The sequence below is a fragment of the Micromonospora pattaloongensis genome (genome assembly GCF_900107255.1).
Taxonomy (GTDB): Bacteria; Actinomycetota; Actinomycetes; order Mycobacteriales; family Micromonosporaceae; genus Micromonospora_I; species Micromonospora_I pattaloongensis.
Genome location: NZ_FNPH01000004.1, coordinates 1 through 21,340, shown reverse-complemented (window position 1 = coordinate 21,340; position 21,340 = coordinate 1). Strand labels below are relative to the sequence as shown.

Below are 21,340 nucleotides of genomic sequence, written 5' to 3'. Positions count from 1 at the left end.
CCGCTGGCGGGTACGACCCGCCTTTAGCCCTTACGCCACTCGTCCGACTTCAGGTGCGAGCCCGCCTGGGGCCCCATCAGCAGCATTCCGCCGTCGATCGCCCACGACGCCCCGGTCACGTACGCCGCCCGCGGCTCCGCCAGCAGCGCGACGACCGCGGCCACCTCGTTGGCGTCCCCCGGCCGCCCCACGGGCACCCCGGGCCGCTCGACGGTGTGCGGGTCGACGTCCTCGTTGCCGGTCATCGGGGTCGCGATCTCACCGGGCGCGACCGCGTTGACCGTGATGCCGTGCTGCGCCAACTCCTGCGCCATCACCTTGGTCAGCAGGCCCAGGCCGCCCTTGGCGGCGCAGTACGCGCCGGAACCGACCCGCGGGGCGTGCTCGTGCACGCTGGTGATGTTGATGATCCGGCCGCCCCGACCGCTCGCGATCATCCGGCGGGCCGCCCGCTGGGCGCACAGGAACGGCCCGTCCAGGTCGACCGAGAGCACCGCCCGCCACTGCTCGTACGTCGTGTCGACCACCGGGGCGCTGGCGCCGGTGCCGGCGTTGTTGACCAGCACTCCCAGCCCGCCGAGCGCCTCGGCGAGGTCGTCGACGACCCCGGCCGCCGCGGGCAGCTCCGTCAGGTCGTGCTGGCGCACCTCGCACCGGCGTCCGGCGGCGCGCACCTTCGCCGCGGTCGATTCCGCCCCGGCGGTGTCGGCGTGGTACGCGATACCGATGTCAAAGCCGGCGTTCGCGAGCGCGACCGCGGTCGCCTCGCCGATACCGGAGTCGGCTCCGGTGATGACCGCTATCCGGTCATAGTCGTCAAATCGCTTCGGCATGGGCCCTGCAATACCCCCCTCGACGCACCGGCAACCGGCGCAGTTCCGGACCCCCGGAACCCAGGCGATGTACGCGAGGAAGCAGTCCCGTGGTGGCCGCGGCGGGACCAGCGAGGGCTAGCTCGGCGCCCACAGGGACCGCGCGCCCATCCCGGCGCTGACGGCGCTCGCGCCGGGCAGGCGGAACGCAGCAACGCCAACCGGGTCGGCCGCGTCCCGCGACTCAACGAACACGGCCGGTCCCGTCGCGATGGCGGGACCGGCCGTGCATGTCGGCCGCGTGAGCCGGTGAGCAAACAGTCAGGCGGAGACGGTGCCGCCCGTCGCGACCGCCGGCGCCGACCGGGCGTCCAACAGCTCCCGCGCCTGCGACGGCCACGTCGCGACGCTCGGCGAGACCCGCAGGCCCGCAGCGCGCAGGGCGGCGCGCAGCGCCGCCTCGTCGGCCTCCGCCAACTGGCGGTACGTGCGAATGCCGGCCGTGTGCAACGCCAGCACCGCCTTGGGGCCGACGCCCGCGATGCGCCGCAGGTCGTCGGAGTCGTCAGAGTCGGAGTCCGAGTCGGAGTCGGAGTCGGAGTCGGAGTCGTCGGACGATGCCAGCGCGACGGCGGGTTCGGCGGCGTCACCCGCGGGCGTGTCCGGGTGCGTGTCGGGGGCGGGCGCGGCCGTGGCCTTCTCCTCCGGCGAAACCGCAGCGGGATCGGCGGAGGTAGCCGTGTCGTCGCCCGCGACGGCAGCGGCCGCGGGGGCGTCGTCGCGAGGCTCCGCAGCGGAAGCGATGACCGCGGCCGTGGACGCGGCAGGCTCGGCGGTCGGCTGCGCGGCCGGCTCCGTGGCCCCGGCGGCCTCGCTCGCCGGCTCGGTGTCGACCGGCGCGGGCCGGCTCGACGGCTCGGGGGTTCCGGTCTGCGCGCCCCGCCTACCCCACACCGACCAGGCGATCAGCAGTCCGACCAGCAGACCCAGAACGAAGACCAACGCATCAACCAACGTCACGGCGTACACCTCCTGCACCACACGCACCGAACCCGAGGAATCCCGCGGAAGCTTCGCATACGTTGGCACGTTCCAGCGAGGCGGCACTACACGCGTGTCATTTCCGCGGCGCCGACCGAGCGCGTTGGTGTTGTCGTTCGCGGTGACGTTCGTGGCGGCGGATCAGTCGTCCGTCCGCAGCGCCTCCATCTGGGCGATCTCGTCCTGCTGGCTCGTCTCGATGCGCCGCGCCAGTTCCTTCGCGGCCTGGTGCTGCCCCTGCTGCTGCTCGGCGGTCGCCATCCGCACCGCCCCCTCGTGATGACGGATCATCATCTCCAGGAAGAGCTTGTCGAACTCCGCGCCGCTGGCATCCTCGAGCCGGCGCAGCTCCTGTTCGCTCATCATCCCGCTCGGCGCCGCGTTCCCGCCGTGACCGTCCGGGGAGGCCGACGGCGACGGGGAGCCCATCTCCTCCGACGGTGTCGGATCCGCCGTCTCCTCCGTCGGTGTCACGGCCGGCTCCCCCGACGGCGTCGCCGACGACGGGTCCGCGGACGGCAGCGTCGCGCCCCATTGCGTGAGCCAGGTGGTCAGCTGCTCGATCTCCGGCTGCTGCGCCTGCTTGATCTTCTCCGAGAGTTCCTTCACGTCGGGGTCGCTCGCCCGCGTCCCGGCCAACTCCGCCATCTCCACCGCCTGCCGGTGGTGCGCGATCATGTTCGACGCGAAGGTGACGTCCGCGGTGTTGTGCTGGGTCGTCGGCGCGGCGGACGTCGGCCCGGCGCTGGTGGTCGGGGCGGCACGCTGGTCGTCGTTGCCGGTGCAGCCGGCGGAGAGGGCGGCTACCGCCGCGATGGTCGCAGCGGCGCAGCGCAGCGGACGATGGTTACGCATGGTGGAATCGACTCCTCGAGTCCATCGGGGAACGGTGGATGGCGCGGCCGGGCATGCCGGTGCGTGGCCGCGGGGGCATCTGCGGCGGGGAGTCGGGTTGAGTACGATGATCGGCCGCTGGTCCAGGGACGCTGGCGCGCGCGGCGACGCGGGAGCCGATCGCGACGACCCGCTTCGTCTCGGGGCCGTCACCGCCCAAATCGTACCGACGCACCCCGTCCGACACGCCGCCGTCGCGCAACCGCAGGGACGGTGCGGCTGCGGCGGCCCACCACCGTCGGCCGGCGGCTACGCCGGCTTCTCGGCGCAGCGGTACCGCGGCTCGGGCAGGTACCGCCAGGTGAACTTCTCCCGCTCGACCTCCTTGCCGCCCTTGCGGAAGATGCGCCAGGCGTCCTGGGTGAAGCCGTTGATGCCGTCGGTGGCGATGCAGGTGGGGCCGGGTTCGAGGTAGACGGTCTCCGGCGTGGTGATGTCCCGCCGCGGGCTCCACTCGGTCGTCACGCTGTCGTACACCTTGGTGCTCCAGATCGACACGGTGATCGAGCTCGACGTGAACGACGTGTCGATGACCACGCCGTACGGGGTGTCGTTGCGGAACTTGAAGTCCAGCGTCGGGTAGAAGATCGTCGACTCGATGACCGAGGGGTACCGGCTGAACCAGTACGAGTGCGGTGTGTGCTGGACGTCCTCCAGACCCGCGTAGTAGGTGGCGTTGAACAGCGTGGTGGTGAACTGCGAGATGCCGCCGCCGACACCGGGCACCAGCTTGCCGTCGAGGATCACCGGCGCGTCCTTGTAGCCCTCGGCGTAGCCGCGCGGCCCGGTGTAGCCGTTGAGCGAGAACACCTTGCCCGGCTTGACCAGTGCCCCGTCCACCTTCTTGGCCGCGGTGACGATGTTGTGGCTGCGCGGATCGGACAGGCCGCCGTCGAAGTGGGTGGTGAACGTGGAGACGCGTTCCTTGATGCCCAGCTTGACGATCTCCTCGGTGGTCGTGCCGGGCTGCAGGGGCTTGAGCGCCGCCGTGACGTGGCGTCCGTCGGGCTTCGGCAGCACCGCCAGCAGCTCACCGGCGAGCGCCGACAGATCCACCTGCTGTCCGGGCGCGCTGGGCGAGACCCGTGGCTTGCCGCCGGAGATGGAGACCGTGGCGTCCTTCGGCTTGACCTCGATCTTCGCGAGCTGCCCGGCGATGGCGGCCCGTAGCGCCTTCTGATCGATCCTCGGGTTAATCTTGCCGTTCTTGTCCGCCGTGAGCCTCAGGCTCTTCGCCGTCGCGGCCGGCGGGATGGTCAGCTCACCACGATCCGTGGTCACGGTCACCGGGGCGGCGACGGCCGGGCCGGCCAGCTCGGCGACGAGGCGGTCGACCTCTGCGGCGTCGCTGGCCGGGTGCAGCTCGACCAGCGGAATCGCCACGGCCTGCCCGCCCAGCCAGCCCTCCCGCACCGCTTGCGCCGACCGCTCGGCGTCCAACCCCTTGCCGGGACGGGGATAGACGGGTTTGGGCGTGATGCCCTCGAAGACCACCGCCGGCATCGTCATCTGCTCCCCGAACGTGCCGGCCGCCCGGCGCAGCTCGGCGTCGAGCCGGGCCGCGTCCACCGTCACCACGGGCTGCACCTCGTGACCGCCGAACAGCCGGGTCAGCCGGTCCGACTTCTTCCCGGTCGCGGCCGCGACCGTCGCCTCGACGTCGACGGCGAGACCGACGCTGGCCGGCGTGATCCGGGCGGTCTTGCCGGCGACCGTGACGGGAACCGGGGCGGCGAGCCGGTCGGCGCGCCGGGCGAGCTCGGCGCGGAGCGCCGCGGTGGCCTCCGCCCGGGTCGCACCGCCCAGCTCCACGCCGAGCACCGTCGTGCCGCGCGGCACGTCGCCCGCGTACGCGTACCCCGCCACGCCGCCGGCCGCGACGACCGCGGCGGCGGCGACCGCCGATGCGATGAGCGCCCGCCGGCCCCGCCGCGGCGCGTCCCCACCGGACGCCGCCGCCGGAGCACCCGGCTCCCCGCGGTCACCGGGCTGACCGCCGCCGGGAGTGGACTCCGCGGTCGACTGCCGCTCCGCCCGCACGACGGGAAACTGCACGGTCGGCGCCGAGGAGTCGAACGCGTCCGGGGTGTGCGCGGTCATTGCTGCTCCTGTCCGGCCGGGGCGGCGGCCGCCGCAAGGGTATCCGGATCATGCCGACGACCAGTTCGGTCGTCAGCGGCGCCGGTCGGTGGTGTCGTCCGCGAAGGCGGCCCTGGTACGGGCGCCGGGCACCACGCGGCGCTCCTGCTTCGCCACGTACATCGCGGCGTCGGCGCGCCGGACCAGGTCGTCGGCCTCACCGCGGTTATCGCAGACCACGCCGAGGTTCGCCCCCATCACCACCGGCTCGCCGGCGACCCGGAACGGCTCCCGGAACGCCTTCTCGACCCGCCGGGACAGCTTCCCCGCATCGTCGGTGTCGCCGTCGAGCCAGAGCATGACGAACTGGTCGCCACCGAACCGGCTCACCGTGTCGGTCTCGCGGACACACCCGCGCAGCCGCTCGGCAACCCCCCGGACCAGCTCGTCCGCGCCGGCGTGCCCGAACCGGTCGCTGATCTCCTTGAACTCGTCCACCTCGCAGAAGACCACCACCAGCCGCCGGCCGGTGCGCAGCGCGTCGGTCAGCCGGTTGACGAACTCGGGCCGGTTGGGCAGGCCGGTGACCGTATCGTGACTGGCCTGGTACCGCAGCACCCGCATCCGCTCCGACCACACCCGCCAGATCCGCGCCATCACCAGCGGCGTGACCGCGGCGGTGCCGACCGCGAGCAGGGTGGCGTCGACGGGCTGACCGAGCAGCTCACGTGCGCCGCCGACGGCCGGCAGCGCAGCCAGCGAGAGGCCGAGGAAGACCAACCGGCCGACGCTCAGCTCGTCCTTCGGCGCCCGCCCGGGCCCCAGGAGACGGACCACCGAGCGGGCCAGCGCGCACAGCCCGACGGCGGTGTAGCCGGCGAGGTAGACCATGTCGGTGAACGCCGGCCGTTCGGCCGTGCCCGGCTCGACCACGAGGGCGACGGTGATCACGCCGGTGAGCGAGAACGCCATGGCGGCGACCAGGAACCACAGCGCCGGGATGAACTCCCGGGCGGTGAGCAGCAACCGGACCAGGCAGCCGAGGATGCCGGTCAGCATGAACACCATCACGCAGGTGGCGATCTGCGTCAGCGCCGGGGCGTCGACGGAGTCCATCTGCGGCAGGAGTACGAAGTCCCAGATGACGCCGCCGACCACCATCGACATGATGGTGCTGTCGATCAGTCCACCGACATCATTGCGGCCACGCCGCACGACGATGGCGATCGCGCCACAGAACATGAAGATCTGGGCCAGCGCGGCGAAGACGCTGGCGATCGTGCCGTCGCCGGTGGGCAGGTCCATCGCGAAGACGTACCAGTACCACGCCACGTTGCCGGCGTTGAAGCTGACCAGCGCGGCGAGCAGGAACCAGAAGGGCCTGCGGTTGCCGGCCGGGGTGCGGCTGAGCCCGACCATGATGGCCGGGACGGGCGCGAACGACACCACCAGGTAGTCGATCATTTTCCCGGTCTCGGAGAGCGACGGGTAGACCGCGATGCCGGCCAGCGAGACCAGCAGGTATCCGAGGCTCAGTGCGAGCCCGCCCGGCGGGGAGTGCAACCCCCGGTATGGACCGGTGCGCGCCTGCCAGTCAACCGCCTCGAACCCGCTCACGGCACCCCACGGTAGGGCGCGGGCGCGTCGTGACCAACGGCTGAGCGGCCACACTGTCGGCGCGTATTCGCCGGGCGGACGGAGCGTGATCGGGACGTCGTGACAAAGATGTCCATGCCGGACACCCGCCCGCCACGCGTCGCGTACGGCATGACGGCCGGCACCTGTCGGCGTACGGTACGCATGACGGTCGGCGCGAGCCACGTGCCGCCAGGCATCGGCCGGGGACCCGGCCCGCATACGGTGAGGACGAGGTGACCGGCTCCACCGATGACGACCGCCCCGCGGGCGCCGGGCACGCCGGCGATCCGGGCGCGAGCCCGGCCGGCCGGTGTCCACGCTGCGGTCGCGCGTTCGCCGACGCGAGCTGTCTGCACTGCGCCGCCTCCGGGGAACTCGGCAATGCCGCGCTGGTCCGGCGGTTCGTCACCGCCACCGACCCGCACGGCGACCACCCATTACCGCCGGCGAGCGCCGACCCCGCCAGCCGGGCCCGTGGCGACGACCGCTTCCCGCCCCGCCGCCCGTCACCCGCGCCCGGCGCGCACCGGGCGGACGGCCACGCTCCGGACGCCGTCGACGCCCCCGGATCGGCACCGGCGGGTAGCCGCGGCGGCGGGGGCGTTCTGGCGAGGGTCGCGCTCGGCGGCGGTTCGATCGCGCTCGCGGCGACGGTCGGGATCGTCGGGGCGGTGTTGACGGGGCCGTCGCGCGACGCCCCCGGCCCGGCGGTCGACACCCCCGGTCCGACATCCGCCGCTGGCTCCGCACCGGCGTCGAGCTCCGCACCCGCGTCGGCGTCCACGGAGCCGTCGACGTCCGGGGACGCTGGACGGATCGCCCAGGATTCGTCCTGTCTGGACGGCTATGCGAGCGACACCGAGCCGGCGGCACCGGTGCAGTTGTGGCAGTGCGACGACAGCGCGGCGCAGCGGTGGACGTTCGACGCCGACGGCACGGTCCGGGCGCTCGGCAAGTGCATGCGGCCGCTCGGCGGCGCCACGGCGTACGGCTCGATGGTCCAGCTGTGGCACTGCGACCGCACGCCGGCGCAGCAGTGGCTGCGCGACCCCGACGGCCGTCTCGTCCACGCGGCCAGCGGCGCCTGCCTGGAGGATCGCGACGCCGGTGGCACGTACGGCTCCCGCCCGGTGCTCGCGGTCTGCGCCGACCGCCCCGGCCAGCGGTGGAGCCTGCCGTAGGCCACCGCCGCGGGGGGTGCGCCGACCGCGCCCCCACCCCGGCTCGGCGGTCAGGTCACCACTCGCGCGTCGTCTGCGACCACCCCTGCGGGTCGGGTGCCGCCTGGTTCGAACGCGTCGTGCTCCAGTGCCGGGTGCCCGCCATGGCGGGCTCCGGCTCTGCCGGCAAGTCGTCCCGCTCCCCCGCGCCATCGCGCTTGCCGAGCCCGAGGCCGTCGGCGCCGAGCGGCCGGTCCTGCCCCTTCATCGGCGGGATGATCTCGTCGGGGACGACCACGGGGAACTCGTCAGCCGTGGGCCGCGGCCACCGCCGCCACCGCTGCACGCTGGCGACCGAGACCAGCAGCAGGGCGCCGAGCAGCAGCGTCGTCCCGGACCGGACGGGGGCGGCCAGCTCGATCCGGTGGCCGGCGACGGACAGCGTGTGGTCCACCACGTCGAGCGCCCGGGACGGGCTGACCAGCAGGCCCAGGTAGCTGGCCGCGTACGCGGCTCCGGCGACCGTCGCGCCCAGCGGCGAGTACCGCAGCGTGCCGATCAGGCCGAGCAGGATTCCCGCGGCAGCGAGCACCAGCACCGGGCGGAGGAAGTCGCCACCGGTGAGTTCCGCGCCGTCCTGCGCGGCGGCGAAGGCCCGCAGGGAGCGATCCTGCCCCGCGGCGAGCAATATCCAGACCAGCGGTGCCGTGACGACCGCGGCGATCAAGGTTCCGAGATGTCGCATCGCCGCAAGGTACCGGCGCCGAGCGGGAACGAGCACGTCCGCAAAGCAAAACTTAATCTTGGAGACGCCGGCTGACCTGGGCCGTGAGCTGCGGCGTCGCGATGCTGCGGCGGGTTTGGTCCGGGCCACAGCGGGTAGCCGCGACACCCGACGTGGGCGGTGGTCGACCGTGGCCGGCGGATGGGAACGGAGGATCAGCGTGGGACGCGACATGGGGCCGGGCGAGCGGGATCCCGATCGGGGCGCGTCGGAGGCGGTCGGCGGGGTGCCGCTGGACCACCAGGAGACGCGGGCCAGAACGGGTCCACGCGCGGAGGGCGACCCGGATCTGATCACCGAGGATGACGGCTCGGGCGTGGCCGGGGGCAGCTCGGGCGCCAGCGGGGGCGGTTCGAACACTCCGGGTCATCCCGACGCGCCGCGCTGAGCCACGCGCCCGGCGGTGGTCGATGGTCTGGAGCTCGCGGTGCTGATCGGGCTGCAGGCCTCCGGCAAGTCGACGTTCACCCGGCGCCTGCTGGCGCCCGATCACGTGGTGGTCAGCAAGGACGCGTTCCCGCACGCCCGCGACCGGCAGCGACGGCAGATGCGGCTCGTCGCCGAGGCGCTCGCGGCGGGCCGCTGCGTCGCGGTCGACAACACGAATCCCTCGCCCCGGGAGTGGCAGCCGCTGATCGAGGCGGCGCGGGCACACGGCGCCGCGACGGTCGGCTACTGGTTCCCACCGGACGTGCGGGGAGCGCTGGCCCGCAACGCCGTGCGCGAGGGGCGGGCCCGGGTGCCCGACGTGGGGCTGTTCGCCACGCTCAAGCGGCTGCAGCCGCCGCGCCCGGCCGACGGGTTCGACCGGCTGTACGAGGTCCGGTTCGACGGCCGGGGCGGGTTCCGGATCGCGCCGATGCCGGAGGGGTGAGGCGCTTCGTCGCGGGAACGTCGGCCGGGACACGGATGCTGGAGCCATGGGTGCTGGAGACACCGATGCTGGAGACACGGATGCCGATCGAGGAATATGCCGGAGAGGCATATTTATGACTCTCCGGCATATCGCTCAGCCGCTCACTGTTGCCGGCCTCCGGCAACGGCGATCCCGCGGCGGCGTCAGCCCGGGATGTCGCGGGGGTCGCGCTCGCGGGGGTACGTGTTCTTCTCCCCGATCCGACCGTCCTCCTTCTTGATGACGTGCTCGGCGCCACGGTCCACCGCCATGTCGCGCCCGCGGGCCTGCGCCTCGGACTTCGTGTCGTGCGTGCTGCTGGCGCGCTGGTTGCCCTCGGGACGGTTCTTCCACTGCCCGTCCTCGTGGTACGTCTCGACGTCGCCGGTCGGCATCGTCAGCTCCTCCCTGTGCGGTCCATCGGTTTCCGATGTACCTGCCCCGGCTGGGCGACGACTCAAACATGAGCGCCCGGCACCGGATCCCCGGTGTAGCGGCGGCTGAGCCGGCGGTACGGGGCGCTGCGCAACGCCAGGGTCGTGGCGATCAGGCCGATGATGCCGGTGAGCACGAAGATCAGGGCGAGACCGCGATCTGCCCCCGTGCCGAACCACCCTCCGATCAACCCGGCGCCCCTACCGTCGGTCATGAACGGGATGAACACGAACTGCGCGATCGGCGAGATCAGGAACGCGGTCAGGGGTGACGCGGCCTGCTCGACGCTCTGCGCGAAGCCGAACACCCGCCCCTGCCGCTCGTACGGCACCACCTTCTGCAGGATCGTCTGCTCGGCGGCCTCCGCGTACGGCACGAGCACCATGTACACGTACATGCCGACGGCGAGCAGGACGACCGAGGCGCGCAGCGGGAACAGCATGGTGACGGTCCACAGCACGAGGTTGACGAAGAGCAACAGCCACACCGGGTTCTTGCCGAGACCGGTGCGGGCGATGAGCAGCCCGCCGACGATGAAGCCGGTGCTCAGCACTCCCCACAGCAGACCCCAGGCCTGGACCGACATCAGCGACAGCCCGTACGCGTCCATCAGCGCCATGAAGACGCCGCCGAGGAAGTTGTTGAAGGCGGAGAAGAAGATCAGCGCCATCAGCCCGGGCACCTCGCCGACGACGCGGATCGTGCCCCGCAGGTCCACCGTGCGCGTGGCGGGAACCGCCGGTTCACCGGCGGCCGCGGGTCCGCCCGCCGCCGCCGGCAGCGCCTCCTCCGGCGGCAGGGAGCTCTCCGCGGGCGTGGCGCCGACCCGGACGAGCGGCGTCCCGGTGCGCTCCGGCACCGGGACGAGGGCCAGGTGCAGCAGGGCGAGCCCGAGCACCGCCAATGCCAGCAGCAGCACCCAGAACATGCCGCCGGCCGCCACCAGCAGTCCGCTGATCACCGATGTGACCAGGAAGGACACCCCGGATGTCGTGCCGACCAGACCGTTGGCCCGATCCCGCGAGTCTTCGGCCATCAGCACGGTCACCAACGTCGACAGGGCGATGGTGCGGATGTTTCCCGCGATGACGCCCACCGTCAGCAACACGATGAGGGTCCACAGCCGGACGCTCGTCGCGTCGGTGAACGATCCCTGCGGGGCGGTCTGATAGACCGCGAAGGCCGCCGTGTACAACGCGGCCGACACCGCCGCCGACACCTGCATGATCGTCTTCTTGCGGTAATGGTCGACCAGGCTGCCGAACCAGATCCCGGTCAGCGCCGTTGTCACCAGGAAGATCCCGGAGACCACGCCGGTGGCGAAGACCGAGCGCGTCTGCAGGTAGACATAAAAGGTGATCGCGAACCAGACGGTGTAGTTGATCACCGAAACCAGCAGCGTGTTGAACAGCAGCGCGTAGAAGGTCTTCCGATCCCCGTGGATGACACTCATGACGCCAGACGGTACGGGTTCACGTTCGCTTGATGTCCATGATTTGCGCTAGCGGTGCCAGTGAGCGGGGCGGTCGAGCGCGCGGGGCAGCCTCGTCGCGCCGTCGCCCCGGGCCGCCGTGACCTGCGCCTGGGTCAGGAAGATGCTGTCGGTGAGGTCGGCGCCCCGCAGGTCCGCCCCGCGCAGATCCGCGCCGATCAGATCGGCCCCGCGCAGGTCGGCGTTGCGCAGGTCCGCCCCGATGAGGTACGCGCCGCGCAGGTTCGCGCCCCGCAGCGTCGCGCCGGCGAACCGGGCCCCGATCAGGTCGGCGCCGCGATGGTTCTTCTTGCGTCCCGGGATCGTGGCCCGCACCAGCTCGCTGGCGCGCAGCAGCAGCGCGTTGACGTCGGAGCGCAGCGCCGGCACGTCCAGCGCCACGAGCGCCTCGGCGCTGTCGCGGGTGTGCGCCCCGAGGTCGTCGAGCGCGCGCCGCAGCTCGCCGTGGACGGGGCGGGCCGCCGGCAGCGCCAGCGCCTCGGTCACGTACCGGAGCAGCTCGTGGAGCTGCCGCATGACCGGGAACACCGCGAACATCTGCCCCGCAGTCTCCGGCGCCGCCCGCCAGTCCCGTCCGCCGAACGTCACCTGGGAGACCTTCTGTCCCGCGCCGAAGCAGTCGAAGACGGTGCAGCCGGCGAAGCCGCGCTCGCGCAGCCCCGCGTGGATGCCGCAGCGGAAGTCGGACTGCAGGTTCCCGCACGGCTGGCCGGCGGGCTTGTCGACGGCGAAATCGGCCGACGCGGCGAAGGGCAGCGCCACGCAGCAGAGCCCGAAGCAGCGCGCGCAGTCGGGTCGCAGCTCGGCGGGGGCCTGCGGCGGACGGTTCTGGGACAACGTACGTGATCTCCTCGGCAGTCGGCCCGCACCGCCATGACGGCGGTGCGGGCCGCGACCATCCTAGTAGCGGATCTTCCGCAGGTTCGAGTAGCTGTCGCAGGCCGACGAGACGCCGTCGGGCTTCGGGCTGTCGTTCTCAGTGAAGTAGTAGTCCACGCCGGCCATCTCGCTGTGCGCGAAGATGCGGGAGAAGTTGATTGTCCCCTCGCCGACGTCCGCGAACGAACCGTCCGCGGCCATGTCCTTCACGTGGAACAGCGAGAACCGTCCCGGATACCGCTTGATCAGGTCCACCGGGTCGACCCCGGCGCTCGCCGCCCAGTACAGGTCGAGCTCCATCGCCACCAGGCGGGGATCGGTTTCCCGCAGCAGCACGTCGTAGCCGCGCACGCCGTTCTGCTCCGTGAACTCGAAGCCGTGGTTGTGGTAGGCCACCGTGATCCCGGCCTGCTTGAGCTTCGCGCCGACGCTGTTGAGGGTGCGGGCCAGCTTGGCGTAGTCGGCGGGCCGCCACGACCCCGATCCGGAGATGCGCACGTAGCGGGCGCCGAAGGCCTTCGCGTCGGCGATCACCCCGTCGAGGTTGTTCTCCAGATTGCTCTGGCTGACCCCGGTCGACGGCACCGACATCCCGGCGCCGGCCACCCGCGGCGCCAGGTCCGTGGCGCTCTTGCCGTAGTAGTTGTTGACGCTGCCGGACGGCTCGGCGTTGCGGAAGCCGCAGTCGGAGAGCGCCGCCAGGGTGGCCTCGGGCGCCGCCGGCATGGTGGCCCGCACCGTGTAGAGCACCAGACCGATGTGGTTGTTGGGCACCGTCCGGTTCCGGGTGACCGGCGCGGTGTTGCCGATCTCGGACCGGTTGGCCGCGCTCATGATCTGTGAGCGCTCCTCCGGCGTGATCGTCCCCGCGTCCCGGAGCTCGCGCGTGACCTCGCCGACCGCCTCGACGAACAGGTCGTGGTTGCGGAACGGCGCCTCGTGCCAGATCACATCCATGATCGTGCAGCCGTCGCCGAGGTCGTCGTTCGGCACGTCGGTGTGCGCCCGGCCCGCGCCGAACGAGACCGTCGAGGCGGGGCTGTAGCCCCACATGCACCGGTCCCGCGGGGTGGTGGCCGCGGGGCCGCCGACGTAGTCGATGCGGTAGATGCCGGACCCCCGGTTGTGGGAGCCGCGTCCGACGCCGGAGCCGCTGCCGAAGTCGATGACGTAGAGGGAGCCGTCGGCGCCGAACTCGGCGTCGAAGGGGGCGGTGAAGCCCATGGTGGGCACGAACGAGTTGATCGACAGCAGGTCACCGGCGCGGGCGGGCGGGAACGCCGCGCTCGGCGCGTCCCGCTCCAGCACGCTGACGGTCTTGTACCAGTTGCCGCCGTACTCGGAGATGAACCACTTGCCGTCGTAGTACTCGGGGAACTTGGTGGCCGAATCGAGCGTCGCGTCGTACTCGTAGACCGCGCCGGCCATCGGCGCCCCGCCCGCCGGGATCTCCGGGAACTCGTCGCGTCCCCAGCCCTGCCGCGCGTTGCCGTACCAGATGAGCGGCGTCTGAGCGGCCGGCAGGTTCCGCAGGCCGGTGTTGTGCGGCGAGTCGTTGACCGGGGCGGCGCAGTTGAAGGCCTCGCCCGACTGGCCGGTGGCGAAGTCGTAGTCGACGTACGGGATGTTCGGCCCGATGCAGTACGGCCAGCCGTAGTTGCCGGCCCGGGTGATGCGGTTCTGTTCGACCATCCCGGCGGGACCGCGCTGCGGGTTCGTCACGGTCGCGTCCGGGCCGTAGTCGGCGACGAGCAGCGCGTCGGCGGCCTCGTCGTACGCGATCCGGAACGGGTTCCGGAACCCCATCGCGTAGATCTCCGGCCGGGTCTTGCCGCCGCCGTCCTCGGCGCCGGTGAACAGGTTGCCGTCCGGGACCGTGTACGTCCCGTCGTCCTCCGGGTGGATCCGGATGATCTTGCCGCGCAGGTCGTTGGTGTTCGCCGAGGTCGCCTGGGCGTCGGCGGCGCGCTGGCCGGGCCGCTCGTCGATGGGCGAGTAGCCCTGCTGCACGAACGGATCGGTGTTGTCGCCGGTGGCCGCGTACAGGTTGCCGTCGTCGTCCATCGTCAGCGAGCCGGCCATGTGCACGTTCGCGCGCAGCTCGTTGCGCCAGACCGGGAACCGCAGCAACCGCTTCTCGCTGGCCATGTCGAGGGTGTCCCCGACGAGGGTGAACCGGGAGAGGTTGAAGTGCGCCTGTTCGGGCGCGGGCACCATCGGATCCGTGTACAGCAGGTAGACCCAGCCGTTGTCGGCGAAGTCGTTGTCGATGGTGAGACCGACCAGGCCGTCGGAGTGCTGCTTGGTGTCCAGCTGCAGCCGCAGGTCACCGGCGAGCGTGGTGGTCGGCGGGTTCTGCGTGGCGTGGATCAGCTTGATCTGACCGGTGCGCTGGACGTAGAGCACCCGGCCGTCGGGCAGCGGCGCCAGCTCGAACGGGTCGGCGAGGTTCGTGTCGCCCTCGAGCGTGGTCTTGCGGAAGTTGCCCCACTCGGTCGCGCCGCAGTCACCGCCCGCGGCCCCGGCGGCCCACTCGATGCCACCGAGCAGGTGCTGTCGGAACAGCGGTTCGGCGAAGGCGGAGCCGTCGTGCCCGCTCGCGGTGTACCAGGAGCGGCCGCCGTCGTAGACCTGACACCAGGAGTGCGCGTGCTCCGGTCCCCCGGTCAGCCCCTCCGGGTTGTCCGTCGTCCGCAGCTCGGTGAGCACGTGCACGTTGCCGTTCGGCGCGGCCTGCCAGTTGTACCACTCCTCGGTGCGCTCCCACAGCTGCGGCAGGCCCCGGGTGGACGGGTGCACCCGGTCGAGCACCTCGATGCGCCCCGCCCGCGGCGTCGGGTGGTTGTCGAACGTCGCGCCCACCAGGCCCGCGTACCAGCCCCAGTCGCGCTCGCTGGCGGTGGCCGAGTGCAGCCCGGCGAAGCCGCCCCCGCCCTGGATGAACCGCTGGAACGCGGCGCGCTGCTCCGCGTTGAGCAGGTTCCCCTTTTCCGGCGTGGAGTTGGTGTTGTTGAAGATGACGGCGTCGTACGGCCGCAGCCGCTTGTCCGTGAAGACGTGGGCGTCCGTCGTCGCGGTGACGGCGAAGTTGTGCTGTCGACCGAGTTGCTTGATGGCGGCGACCCCGGCGGGGATCGAATCGTGGGCGACGTTCGTGACTTTCGAGAACACCAGCACGGTGAAGCGCGGTTGTGCGGCCTGCGCCTGTGCCGGCGACGACGCGACCGACAGCAGCGGCACCGCGAGGAGGGCGGCGGCGACCCGCGCCACGGGCGCCCATCGGTTTGTGATCCGGGGGACAGCTCTGCGATCCATCTTCTCTCCCAGTGGGGGTTGGGACCACGAACGGATGCATTACCTCGACGGGAGCAAGGTAAGCGCTTTCCAGGAAAACCATTTTTCAAGCTAGTCGACGCATCGAAACGGGGTCAAGCGTCAATTTCCCGGCAATGCACATTGGCGTACGGCCAGCACCAGGCCACCGCAGAGCGCGATGGAGACTGCGGCACAGAAATGTTTTCCCCTCCGGGATCGGGAGAGGTTTTGTCGCGCGTATTGAATTGAGTCGCCTACGACGGTCGCGTCAATTTCCCCCTCTCGCTCCTCCGCCGCGCGGCGGCGCGGAACGGCAGCGCCGACGGCGCGGCGGATCAACGGTGGTCGGCGATCGTCACGCGAGCGATGGCGCGGCGATGGGGTGGGTCAGGGCACGCATGGGTCTCCAATCGCGGGTCATCCGGCCGGCGGCCGGAAACTCCTCGCAGGGACGCCGATGCGAGAGACGGGGCTTTTGACGGCAAAGCGCCAGAAGCGTCTCCAACGTACCGATGACGTAGCCCCGTGTAAACGCCCCGTCACCGGTCGGGCGACGCGCACCCGGCCGCGGCGAGCCCGGCCGCATCCGTAAGGAAACTTAATAGAAAGATAAGCGTCCACGCCTTGATGGCGGTCGGCACGTCCGGTTTAGTGCTCTACGTCCGGCCTTGTGCGCCCGCACCGGCCGGCACAGCTGCCCCTGTTCTCGACCGTCGGCGGCGCCGCCGGCGAAAGGAGTGCTCAAGTGTCGAAAGCACGCACGCTGGTCGCCCTCGCCGCCATCGCGGCCGCCGGCGCGCTCGCGGCCATCCTCCCGATGCGCGCGGCCTCCGCCGCGGATTGCGCCCCCGCCTGGAACGCCAGCGCCGTCTACACCGGCGGCAACACGGTCTCCCACAACGGCCGCAACTGGTCGGCCAAGTGGTGGACCCAGGGCGAGGCGCCGCCCGGATCCTCCGGCGTCTGGGCCGACCAGGGCGCCTGCGGCCCGTCCACGCCCGGCCCGGTCAACCCGGGCGCCTCCGCGGGCTTCGTGGTCAGCGAGGCGCAGTTCAACCAGATGTTCCCGAGCCGGAACTCGTTCTACACCTACGGTGGCCTGACGGCGGCGCTGTCGGCGTACCCCGGCTTCGCCAACACCGGCAGCGACACCACGAAACGGCAGGAGGCGGCGGCGTTCCTGGCCAACGTCAACCACGAGACCGGCGGGCTGGTGCACGTGGTGGAGCAGAACACCGCCAACTACCCGCACTACTGCGACGCCAGCCAGCCGTACGGCTGCCCCGCCGGCCAGGCGGCGTACTACGGCCGCGGCCCGATCCAGCTCAGCTGGAACTTCAACTACAAGGCGGCCGGCGACGCCCTGGGCCTTCCGCTGCTCACCAACCCGTGGCTGGTGCAGAACGATTCCGCCGTCGCCTGGAAGACCGCGCTCTGGTTCTGGAACACCCAGAGCGGCGCGGGCACGATGACCCCGCACAACGCGATGGTCAACGGCCGTGGCTTCGGCGAGACGATCCGCAGCATCAACGGCAGCCTCGAATGCGGTGGCCGCAACCCCGCCCAGGTGCAGAGCCGCATCAACGCCTACCAGCGCTTCGTCGGCATTCTCGGCACCACCCCCGGCGGCAACCTGAGCTGCTGAACGGGCAGAACGAATGATCGCGGGGTGCGGCCGGCCGCACCCCGCGATCATGGAAGATGGCGTCGGTTCCGGTCCCGCGCGGCGAGCGCGGGACCGGAACCCTCACCGATGGCTCACGGCCTCAGCGTCAGCGTCGCTACAGCCGCCTTGTCCACGGAGGACCGCCCGAAGCGGAACGGCAGCGTCCGGCCGGTGCGCCACAGCTCCGCCTGGTCGGCGTAGTTGGCGTGGAAGGCGTGCCCCGAGTTGCCGGTGAGCTGGATCCACCGCGAGTCGTCCAGGTCGGCCAGGTCCAGGATCATGCGCATCGACGGGACCGCGTCGACCTCGTACCCCGCATCGGCGCTCCAACCGGTGGCGTTGACGATCGCGCTGCCGCCGGAGACCCCCACGGTGTCGCTGTTGAACAGCCACTCGATCGGCCCGATCCCGGACTCGCCGAAGGTCGCATTCCGCGGGGTGAGCGTGTGCATCGCGCCCCAGCGCCAGTCGGCCGGCTTGTCGCCCTGCGCCTTCGCCAGCTCCCGCGCCGCGTCGTCCTGGGCACGCGCCAGGATGTCGTCGCGCCGCTCGACCTCCGGGGTGGACCGCAGATCCCAGTACGGGTCCGCCGGGGTCTCCAGCAACGCCCGGACGACCTCGTACCACCGGTCGCCACCGTCCGGGCGGTTCTCTTCGCCCAGCTCATCGAAGGTGAGCCGGAGCAGGTTCGCCCAGATGGCGTTGTAGTAGGCGGCCGCCGCCGAGCTGCGCTCCTCCCCGGCGCGGTCGCCGGCCGGCTGCTGGAAGTCCCAGCCCGTCAGCAGCGCGTCGGCCCCGGACTCCAGTCCGGACAGCTCGCCCCGCGGCGCGGACCGCAACGCCGGCACCAACGTCGGCGCGAACCCGTTACGGTTGTCGAACTGCATCCGCTCGACGTCGTCCATTGTGAGCTTGCCGGCGCCGATCCGCTCGTCGAGCAGGTCGTAGATGCGCTGGCTGCGGTAGCCGTAGCCCCAGTCGCGGGTCAGGCGCCGCTGGTACTGGTCGCCGATCACCGCCTGGTTGGCGGTGACCACGTAGCCGCGCTCCGGGTTGCGGACGCTGGGCAACTCGTCGAACGGGATGAAGCCGGTCCAGTCGTAGCCGGGGTCCCAGCCGGGAGCGAACCACGTGCCGTCGCCCTTAGCCCGCACGGGGATCCGCCCCGGCGACTGGTAGCCGATGTTGCCGTCCACGTCGGCGTACACGATGTTCTGCGCGGGCACCTCGAACAGGGCCGCGGCCGCCCGGAACTCGTCCCAGCCGCCCGCCCGGTTCAGCGCGAACAGGGCGTCCGCGGTGCGCCCCGGGTCCAACGCCGTCCAGCGCAGCGCCACCCCGTACGACGCCCCACCCACCTGCGGCGACGCCGCGATCTCCCGCAGCTCTTCGCTGGCGTCCGACAGCAGCGGCCCGTGCCGTGTGCTGCGTACGGTGATCGTCACGTCCTCGCCGCCGGCCACCTTGAGGACCTCCCGGCGGGTGGTCATGGGCTCCCAGCGGTCCCCGACCTTGACGCGGTCGCCGTCGACCTGCTCCAGGTACATGTCGATCACGTCCGGGTCCAGGTTCGTGAACCCCCAGCCGATCTTCGCGTTGTGCCCGATGATCACGCCGGGCACGCCGGAGAAGGTGAAGCCGGCGACCTCGAGACCGCAGGCGCAGTGCAGTCCCATCTGGTACCAGATGCCGGGCTGGCTGGGGCTCAGGTGCGGGTCGTTGGCCAGGATCGGCTTGCCCGTGTCGGTCAGCCGGCCGCTGATCACCCAGGAGTTGGAGCCGATACCGTCGCCGCCGGCGGTGCCCATCAGGCCCGGCAGCGCCGCCAGGCCGTCGGCCAGCCCGCGCAGGCCGGCGCTGAACTCGGGGGTACGCGCCGCCGGTGGCAGCGTGTACCCGACCGGGGTCGTCGGGGTCCCGGTCACGCCGCCGGGAGCCGGGCTCGCGGCGCCCTGGGCGAAGGCGCCGTCGACGACCGCGCCGCCGGTGACGATCGGCAGGTTCCGCCGGACCGGGTACGACGGATAGAGCTGCTCGATCTGCGGGCGGGTCAGTCCGCCCGCGAGCAGGGCGGCCCGGGTGATCTCCGCTTCCATGTTGCCGCGCAGATCCCACGCCATCGCCTTGAGCCACGCCAGGCTGTCCACGGGCGTCCAGCGCTCCACCAGGTAGTCGGAGTTCCGCAGGCCCAGCACGGTGTACTCCAGGCTGAGCGCGCCGCTGGGAGCGAAACCGTCTCCCTCGGTGTCGGTCGTCGCCGCCAGCCACGCGTTGACGCCATCGGCGTACGCGGACAGCGCCGCCCGGGTCTGCGGGGCCAGCAGCGACCACTCCTGTTCGGCGACCCGACGCCAACCCATCGTGCGCAGGTACCGGTCGGTCTCGACCTGGTCCGCGCCGAACATCTCCGACACCCGTCCCGCGGTGACGTGCCGCCGGAAGTCCATCTCCCAGAAGCGGTCCTGCGCGTGCACGTACCCCTGCGCCCGGAAGAGGTCGTCGCTGGTCTCGGCGTAGACGTTCGGGATGCCGTGCTCGTCGCGCAGCACGGTGACCGGGGCGGTCAGCCCCGGCAGGCTGAGGGTCTCACCGTGCTCGGGGAAGGCGCGCCGGACGGACCAGACGCCGAGCCCGGCGCCGGTCAGGGCCAGCACCAGCAGCACGCCGAGCGTCCAGAGGCCGGCGGTGCGCAGCCGTCGCGGCCACCGCCGCGGCTGGGGGGATTCGGGGGGCGGATTCACGCCCGGAGTGTAGGGCAGCGCTGTGCCGCCCGTTACCCCTCGGTAGCCATCGTTTCTCCTGCCTACCGGCGAGATCGCCCGACACCGCTCCGCCGTGCTCCCGCGCTACGTGCGCAGCAGAACCGGCCCGGCATCGATCGGCACCCGGAACAGACCGTACGGCCGTTCCCGCAGATCCTGGCCGTTCTGATACAGCGCCTGCCGGTGCAGTTGGTTCGCCGTCACGTACAGGTAGCCGTCGACCCCGACCGACATGGTGTCCGGCCAGAGCAGCCGGGGATCGTGCGCCAGCGTCTCGTAGCCGCCGTCCGCGGTCCGCCGCAGCACCGCGTTGTGCTCGTAGTCGGTCAGGTAGAGCCGGCCCGTGTCGTCGCTCTCCAGCCCGTCCGACCCGGTCCCCTTGTCGCCCTCGAAGACCACCGTCCCCGCCACCGCGGCGTCGTCGAGCGAACGGTTCCACAGCGCCTCGACCTCGACGCTGTAGAGCGAGCGCGACATCAGCGGGCAGTAGTACAGGCGGCGCCCGTCGGCCGAGATCGCGATCCCGTCCGAGCCCATGGTCACCGGCTCCGGCTGGCCGCCCGGCGGCCGCTTCATGAAGTAGCGCCCCTCGACGACCGGGCGGTAGCTCTGCAGCGACTCGGCCTTCGTGGAGGGATGGTCGTGCAGTCGGCGCCAGGACTCGCCGGTCGCCAGGTCCACCACGATGATGCCGTTGGGTCCCTGCGCGGAGGAGTCGGTGACGAACGCCGCGCCGGCGTCGCCGCGGCGCAGATCGAAGCGGACGTCGTTGATGTACGTCGTGGGCAGCGCGACGTCCGGCGGGAAGACGATCGTCTGCTGCACGGTGTCGGTGGCGAGGTCGATGCAGACGAGCTTCGGCCCGCCCGTCTGGGTCGGTTTGAACATCGGGGAACCGGTGTCCACCACCCACAACCGGTCGAGCGGGTCCACCACGACGCTCTGCACCGACACGAACGCGTTCCGGTCGTCGTCCGCGGTGGGCGAGTTGCGGAGCTGGTCGGGGTACGGCACCGTCCGTCCGTCGCTGAGCTCCGCCACCGTGGCGGACACCTGGTCGCCCCACTTCGGGTAGTTCACAAAGATGCGCCCGGTGTGCGAGACGGTGACCCCGGTGGGCATGGGGCCGTCGAACGTCGCCACGGTCTCCAGTTGGCCGATCGGCTCGTCCATCTTCATAGGCCCCGGCTACCCCCGATCCGCGCGGTCATGCCACCCGCCCTGGAGCGTGACGGGTCCGGAACCTTCCGTCGGGGCGCTTCGTAGCCCCGTGGTTCCTTGATCGATACGCGGGCACAAAAAAAGGGGGCCCCGATAGCCGGGACCCCCCATTGTTCGCTGTGTATGCAGTTGAGGCCCACCCCGGTGCGGGGTGGGCCTCAACTGGAAAGAATGTCCGGCGGTGTCCTACTCTCCCACACCCTCCCGGGTGCAGTACCATCGGCGCTGGAGGGCTTAGCTTCCGGGTTCGGAATGTTACCGGGCGTT

Annotated in this window: 16 protein-coding genes and 1 rRNA gene; 4 read left to right on the top strand and 13 right to left on the bottom strand. The window is 71.7% G+C overall.

Translation table 11 applies throughout. The features are described from left to right. Window positions 1-23: 23 nt before the first annotated feature. From BLW47_RS12550 to BLW47_RS12530, 5 genes are all read right to left on the bottom strand, one after another. A complete protein-coding gene (locus tag BLW47_RS12550) occupies window positions 24-833 on the bottom strand; it encodes an SDR family oxidoreductase (RefSeq protein ID WP_091555896.1) in 810 nt (269 codons plus the stop codon). A 300-nt stretch (window positions 834-1,133) separates the two neighbouring features. Next, window positions 1,134-1,832 carry a helix-hairpin-helix domain-containing protein gene (locus BLW47_RS12545; RefSeq protein WP_139307273.1) on the bottom strand — a complete coding sequence of 233 codons (699 nt, stop codon included), beginning with the start codon at window positions 1,830-1,832 and terminating at the stop codon, window positions 1,134-1,136. A 162-nt stretch (window positions 1,833-1,994) separates the two neighbouring features. Continuing rightward, a complete protein-coding gene (locus tag BLW47_RS12540) occupies window positions 1,995-2,708 on the bottom strand; it encodes a DUF305 domain-containing protein (protein WP_091555893.1) in 714 nt (237 codons plus the stop codon). A gap of 288 nt (window positions 2,709-2,996) precedes the next feature. Further along, the gene (locus BLW47_RS12535) at window positions 2,997-4,847 is read right to left on the bottom strand and encodes a VanW family protein (RefSeq protein WP_091555891.1); all 1,851 of its coding nucleotides are present in this window, start codon (window positions 4,845-4,847) and stop codon (window positions 2,997-2,999) included. Between the two features lie 72 nt (window positions 4,848-4,919). Then, window positions 4,920-6,443 carry a GGDEF domain-containing protein gene (locus BLW47_RS12530; RefSeq protein ID WP_139307272.1) on the bottom strand — a complete coding sequence of 508 codons (1,524 nt, stop codon included), beginning with the start codon at window positions 6,441-6,443 and terminating at the stop codon, window positions 4,920-4,922. Window positions 6,444-6,697: 254 nt separating this feature from the next. On the opposite strand from BLW47_RS12530, the gene BLW47_RS12525 reads away from it, so the two are divergent. Then, window positions 6,698-7,645: a ricin-type beta-trefoil lectin domain protein gene (locus tag BLW47_RS12525; RefSeq protein ID WP_175543607.1), complete on the top strand. Its 948-nt coding sequence runs from the start codon at window positions 6,698-6,700 to the stop codon at window positions 7,643-7,645. A gap of 55 nt (window positions 7,646-7,700) precedes the next feature. Here BLW47_RS12525 and BLW47_RS12520 read toward each other — a convergent pair whose 3' ends face one another. Further along, window positions 7,701-8,369 carry a hypothetical protein gene (locus BLW47_RS12520; RefSeq protein WP_139307270.1) on the bottom strand — a complete coding sequence of 223 codons (669 nt, stop codon included), beginning with the start codon at window positions 8,367-8,369 and terminating at the stop codon, window positions 7,701-7,703. A gap of 199 nt (window positions 8,370-8,568) precedes the next feature. Here BLW47_RS12520 and BLW47_RS25600 point away from each other — a divergent pair, with 199 nt between their 5' ends. Together BLW47_RS25600 and BLW47_RS12510 are read left to right on the top strand one after the other, a co-directional pair. Then, entirely contained in the window at window positions 8,569-8,796 is a 228-nt protein-coding gene (locus tag BLW47_RS25600; protein WP_245736612.1) for a preprotein translocase YidC, read from the top strand. Window positions 8,797-8,811: 15 nt separating this feature from the next. Then, entirely contained in the window at window positions 8,812-9,282 is a 471-nt protein-coding gene (locus tag BLW47_RS12510) for an ATP-binding protein (RefSeq protein WP_091555882.1), read from the top strand. A gap of 185 nt (window positions 9,283-9,467) precedes the next feature. Here the strand turns inward: BLW47_RS12510 and BLW47_RS12505 are convergent, their stop codons facing one another. The 4 genes from BLW47_RS12505 to BLW47_RS12490 form a co-directional block, all read right to left on the bottom strand. After that, the gene (locus BLW47_RS12505) at window positions 9,468-9,698 is read right to left on the bottom strand and encodes a DUF2188 domain-containing protein (RefSeq protein ID WP_091555880.1); all 231 of its coding nucleotides are present in this window, start codon (window positions 9,696-9,698) and stop codon (window positions 9,468-9,470) included. Window positions 9,699-9,760: 62 nt separating this feature from the next. Beyond that, window positions 9,761-11,191: an MFS transporter gene (locus BLW47_RS12500; protein WP_091555878.1), complete on the bottom strand. Its 1,431-nt coding sequence runs from the start codon at window positions 11,189-11,191 to the stop codon at window positions 9,761-9,763. A 48-nt stretch (window positions 11,192-11,239) separates the two neighbouring features. Next, entirely contained in the window at window positions 11,240-12,067 is an 828-nt protein-coding gene (locus tag BLW47_RS12495) for a pentapeptide repeat-containing protein (RefSeq protein ID WP_091555876.1), read from the bottom strand. A 63-nt stretch (window positions 12,068-12,130) separates the two neighbouring features. Then, entirely contained in the window at window positions 12,131-15,424 is a 3,294-nt protein-coding gene (locus tag BLW47_RS12490; protein WP_091555874.1) for a ThuA domain-containing protein, read from the bottom strand. A gap of 745 nt (window positions 15,425-16,169) precedes the next feature. Between BLW47_RS12490 and BLW47_RS12485 the strand changes: the two genes are divergently transcribed. Next, on the top strand, window positions 16,170-17,069 hold the full coding sequence (locus BLW47_RS12485; RefSeq protein WP_091555872.1) for a glycoside hydrolase family 19 protein: 900 nt from the start codon (window positions 16,170-16,172) through the stop codon (window positions 17,067-17,069). A gap of 113 nt (window positions 17,070-17,182) precedes the next feature. Here BLW47_RS12485 and BLW47_RS12480 read toward each other — a convergent pair whose 3' ends face one another. The 3 genes from BLW47_RS12480 to rrf all read right to left on the bottom strand — a co-directional run. Further along, window positions 17,183-19,831 (bottom strand): penicillin acylase family protein, encoded by a 2,649-nt coding sequence (locus BLW47_RS12480; RefSeq protein ID WP_425435393.1) that lies wholly within the window; start codon window positions 19,829-19,831, stop codon window positions 17,183-17,185. Between the two features lie 105 nt (window positions 19,832-19,936). Further along, entirely contained in the window at window positions 19,937-21,031 is a 1,095-nt protein-coding gene (locus BLW47_RS12475) for an L-dopachrome tautomerase-related protein (RefSeq protein WP_091555870.1), read from the bottom strand. A gap of 215 nt (window positions 21,032-21,246) precedes the next feature. Further along, window positions 21,247-21,340, bottom strand: a 5S ribosomal RNA gene (gene rrf / locus BLW47_RS12470); the annotation flags it as partial.